This is a genomic window from Brochothrix sp. (assembly GCF_017549435.1).
In the GTDB taxonomy this organism is placed as follows: Bacteria; Bacillota; Bacilli; order Lactobacillales; family Listeriaceae; genus Brochothrix; species Brochothrix thermosphacta.
In genome coordinates, this window is the sequence record NZ_JAFYUW010000041.1 from 1 (window position 1) to 4531 (window position 4531).

Annotated in this window: 6 protein-coding genes; all 6 read left to right on the top strand. The window is 36.0% G+C overall.

The genetic code is table 11. The features are described 5' to 3' along the window. Window positions 1-87: 87 nt before the first annotated feature. Window positions 88-582, top strand: coding sequence for an AAA family ATPase (locus IKV95_RS02730; protein ID WP_069125529.1), 495 nt, complete (start codon window positions 88-90; stop codon window positions 580-582). A 239-nt stretch (window positions 583-821) separates the two neighbouring features. Beyond that, window positions 822-1328: a signal peptidase I gene (lepB, locus tag IKV95_RS02735; RefSeq protein ID WP_029090991.1), complete on the top strand. Its 507-nt coding sequence runs from the start codon at window positions 822-824 to the stop codon at window positions 1326-1328. Between the two features lie 278 nt (window positions 1329-1606). Then, complete coding sequence (lepB, locus tag IKV95_RS02740; protein ID WP_051457496.1) at window positions 1607-2137, top strand: signal peptidase I; 531 nt, start codon at window positions 1607-1609, stop codon at window positions 2135-2137. 11 nt (window positions 2138-2148) lie between these two features. Further along, window positions 2149-3045, top strand: coding sequence for a ribosome biogenesis GTPase YlqF (gene ylqF, locus IKV95_RS02745; protein ID WP_051535950.1), 897 nt, complete (start codon window positions 2149-2151; stop codon window positions 3043-3045). Further along, window positions 3029-3802 (top strand): ribonuclease HII, encoded by a 774-nt coding sequence (locus IKV95_RS02750; RefSeq protein ID WP_069125531.1) that lies wholly within the window; start codon window positions 3029-3031, stop codon window positions 3800-3802. Before ylqF ends, IKV95_RS02750 begins: the two co-directional genes overlap by 17 nt. 77 nt (window positions 3803-3879) lie before the next feature. Beyond that, a partial coding sequence (locus IKV95_RS02755) for a DNA-processing protein DprA (protein ID WP_287451391.1) occupies window positions 3880-4531 on the top strand: 652 nt, incomplete at its 3' end.

Genomic DNA, 4531 nt, shown 5'->3' on the forward strand with positions numbered 1-4531 from the left:
AAATGTGTTTAGTCTTATCAAAAATATAACGTGAATTTTTAATATGTTATATTAAGAGTGGCTAACTTTAAAAAGGGAAGTGTTAGGATGTCAAAATTAATTATTTTGCGTGGTAATTCGGGCAGTGGTAAAACGACTGTTGCTAATCGATTACAAGAACAACTAGGTGAAAACACACTTGTTGTCTCACAAGATATAGTGCGTCGAACCATGCTCAAAACACATGATCGTGAAAATAATCTTTCGATAAATTTAATAAGTCACATTGCAAAATATGGTAAAGCTAATTGTGATATTTGTATCGTTGAAGGTATTTTAGTGAAAGAGTATTATGGTGAGATGCTTATAACGCTGATGGCGGATTTTGATAAAGCCTATGTTTACTATTTTGATCTTCCGTTTGAGGAGACATTAGTAAGACATCAACAGCGCAGACAGTCCGCTGAATTTGATGGGAACAAAATGAAGAGTTGGTGGGTGGATAGTGATTACTTAGGAACGATTAATGAAAAATTATTAACAACAGAAATGACTGAAACACATTTGGTAAGTTTTATTTTGTCGGATATTGCAGATGATTAGAAATAGCATACGATAAATCGCTGAAATATGTGATAAGCTAATCAAAAAAGGGTATATTAGTTAGAATAGCTCATCTATTGAGTATAATGATAATTGATTTTTGCTAACTGATTCTATCATAAAAAGAATTAGGTCAGAAGTCGCATTTAATTTACATAATTAACGGCTTATTGTTCGATTGTTGTTGTCTATTTTGCTATAATATATATAGGAAAGATTGATTTTAAGGAGGATGACGAATGAAAAAGGCAGGGTCGTTTATTTGGGATATATTGAAAGTAGTCATAGTGGCGCTGATAATTACGATGGTCGTTCGTACATATCTCTTTGCAGCAGTAAAAGTAGATGGAGATTCAATGGATCCAACATTATACTCAGGAGAATACTTATTTATTAATAAGTTAAAGACAGCAGATCGTTTTGATATCGTTGTTTTCCCTGCACCAGATAATGAATCAGCGGAGTACATTAAACGCGTGATTGGTTTGCCAGGTGATAAATTGGAGTACAAAGATGATACACTTTACATTAACGGAAAGAAATACGAGGAACCGTATCTTGATGAGTTCAAGAAGCAAGAATCGAGCGCATTGACACCTAACTTCGTTATTGAAAAAATTCCTGAAGGGAAATATTTCCTCATGGGAGATAACAGACGCGTAAGTAATGATAGTCGTTATTTTGGTGCTGTTAATGAATCAACAATCGATGGGGTTGTCATCAAATGGGGTAAGAAGAACCTATAATGTAACTTTATAAAAAATAATAAGGTAAATATGAAGTAGTAAACCAAATTGGTTTGCTACTTTTTCTTTCCAATCAAAGAAACTACATAAGATATGTTGTCTTTTTTTATTGTCATTTGTCTATAAGGGTTGAAAAAATGCTATAATAGTAAAGATGTTTCATACAATTTGAGAAAATGATAAATGTTATTAAATAAAGGGTTCGTTATTTAAAACCTCTTAATAATGTTAAAAAACATAACATTTCAAGATAGTTATATCACATAAGGAGGAGCACAATGAGCAAACTCTCGAGAGATACGAAATACAGCATTGTTAAGTGGTTTCGTCTGAGTGTGGTAGCCTTAATATTATGTTTGATTGTGCGGTTTCTCGTTTTTGTTCCAGTTACAGTTGATGGCTACTCGATGATGCCAACTCTTAAAATGAAAGAAGTTGTTTTGGTTAATCGTTTGAGTGAAGTACATCGTTTCGATACGATTGTTTTTAATGTTGATAAACATCAGTATGTTAAGCGAGTAATTGGTATGCCAGGTGACCATATAGTTTATAAGAATGACAAACTGTACGTTAATGGCGTTTTGCATAAAGAATCATATTTACAGGCTTACCGCGATAAATTAAATAAAAACGATACTTTTATGAGTGATTATGATATTACAGTTGATCCCAATACATATTATGTTTTAGGTGATAATCGTGATAATAGCAATGATAGTCGTTATTTTGGAACGATACCCACAGATAGTGCGGTTGGTGTTGCCAAATATGTTTATCTACCACTTAATGAGATGAGAGTCGTCAAATAGGAGGAAAAAGAATGACAATACAATGGTTTCCAGGGCATATGGCCAAAGCACGTCGTCAAGTAACAGAAAAATTAAAATTGGTGGATATTATTTTTGAATTGGTAGATGCACGTTTGCCGATTAGTTCAGCAAACCCAATGATGCATGAAATTATTCATCAAAAACGCCGTGTGGTTATTTTAAATAAAAGTGATATGGCTGACCCAAGTATAACTGAAAAATGGTTGGAATATTACGAGAAGCAAGGTATCCGAGCAGTAGCTATCAACTCTAAAGATGGTAAAGGGTTACACAAACTCACTAAAGCTGCTCAAGCAGAAATGAGTGAAAAATTCGAACGTAATTTAAAACGTGGGATGCGTCCGCGTGCCATTCGTGCGATGATTTTAGGAATCCCAAATGTTGGTAAATCAACGCTGATTAATAGACTGGTGAAAAAGAATATCACTCAGACCGGAAACCGTCCGGGTGTTACAAAAGCACAACAATGGATTAAAGTGGGCAAAGAGCTGGAATTATTAGATACTCCGGGGATTTTATGGCCGAAATTCGAGGACTCAGAAGTAGGCTACCGTCTTGCTTTGACAGGCGCTATCAAGGATGATATTTTAAATCTGATTGACGTATCAGATTATGGTTATGATTACGCTGCTAAATATTACCCTGCGTTTTTAATGTCATATTTAGGTACTGATGAACCGATGACACCAAAAGAAATGCTTGAACGTTTGGCTCTCAATCGTCAACTTACAGACGGCGAGCACATCGATTATAGTCGTGCTGCTGAACATTTTGTCCGCGATTTCCGTGCCTTAAAACTTGGTCGTATCACGTTGGATCGTCCGGAAGAATTAGAGATGGCAGAAGAAGCTGACGAAGAGGTGGTTTCAAGTGACGAACAAGCCTAGTATTGCTGCCATTAAAGCACAATTAGCGAATGTTAGCGCCCCGACAGATCCATTGCTGCTAGAGTATGCAAATGATGAACGAAAAGGTGTTCAACAAGCATTGGCGCAATGGCACCGACGTCACCAAGCATTAAAAGCATTAGAGTTGAAACGTGAAGAAATGTGGCTCTATGAAACAGAATTCATCGCTAAAAACTATGCTTATATTGCAGGCGTTGATGAAGTGGGACGTGGTCCATTAGCAGGTCCTGTCGTTGCTGCGGCTGTAATATTACCACAGAATACAAAATTAACTGGAATCGATGACTCGAAAAAGTTAAGTTATGATAAAAAACAAGCGATGTACAAAGCCATTAAAGCGGAAGCCATTGCAATTGGTGTCGGAATAATCGATGAGAAAACAATTGATGCCGTTAATATTTATGAAGCTACAAAATTAGCGATGTCCGATGCGTTGGCACAACTTGATCCTCAGCCTGATGCTGTTTTGATTGATGCCATGCCGTTGAAATACGAAAATGCTCAAATATTGTCGATTATTAAAGGGGATCAAAAAAGTTTATCCATTGCAGCTGCTTCAATTATTGCGAAAGTTATTCGTGATGAGATGATGACTGAGTATGCGAAAACTTACCCTGGATACGATTTTGAACATAATTTTGGTTACGGTACTGCGAAACATTTAGCTGGATTAGAGGCCCAAGGCGCATGTCCGATACATCGTCGTAGCTTTTCACCTGTTAAAAACGTTTTATAGCAAAAAAAAGCGCAAGTAAATAACTCAAATAAACGTTTCTTTTTCTTGTAAACTTAAAGAAAAGGAGGCGTTTTTTGATGTGGACAGAAAGAAAAAAATGGTTATTTGAGGCATCACATTCTTATTCAAATCGACGTCATATGTTAGAAGAAATAGTGAAAAAAGATAATTTAGAATGCATAAAAACACCATCATTATACAAAGAATATGAAAAACAAGAGATTGTATTTATTACACAATCTGATGAAGAATATCCCGAAGCTTTTCGTGAAATGTATGATCCGCCACTTTATTTTTACGCAAAAGGAAATTTAACACTTTTACGAAAAAAGATGATAGCGATTGTTGGCGCAAGGCAATGTAATAAAGGGATAGATAGAGTGATGCAACCGATTATTAAACAGCTAGTAATAGAGGATATCGGTATTGTTAGTGGATTAGCCACAGGTATAGATACTCATGCGCATCGCATCACTCTCATAGAAAAAGGAGATACAATTGCCGTTCTAGGTAGTGGGATGTACCGACTTTATCCACAAGAAAACGCATTATTATACAATTATATGCTTCGCAAAGAATTGGTCATCAGTGAGTATGCGCCACCAATATCTGCCCGTAAATGGACGTTTGTTGAACGTAATCGACTTGTTAGTGCATTGTCACAAGGGGTATGGGTAGTGGAAGCCGCAGAAAAAAGTGGCAGTTTAATCACAGTTGATTACGCATTAG

What these genes read in the sequence shown, in the direction of transcription:
- IKV95_RS02730 (WP_069125529.1), top strand. Translation starts at nt 88, where the DNA reads ATGTCAAAATTAATTATTTTGCGTGGTAATTCGGGCAGTGGTAAAACG.
- lepB (WP_051457496.1), top strand. Translation starts at nt 1,607, where the DNA reads ATGAGCAAACTCTCGAGAGATACGAAATACAGCATTGTTAAGTGGTTT.
- ylqF (WP_051535950.1), top strand. Translation starts at nt 2,149, where the DNA reads ATGACAATACAATGGTTTCCAGGGCATATGGCCAAAGCACGTCGTCAA.
- lepB (WP_029090991.1), top strand. Translation starts at nt 822, where the DNA reads ATGAAAAAGGCAGGGTCGTTTATTTGGGATATATTGAAAGTAGTCATA.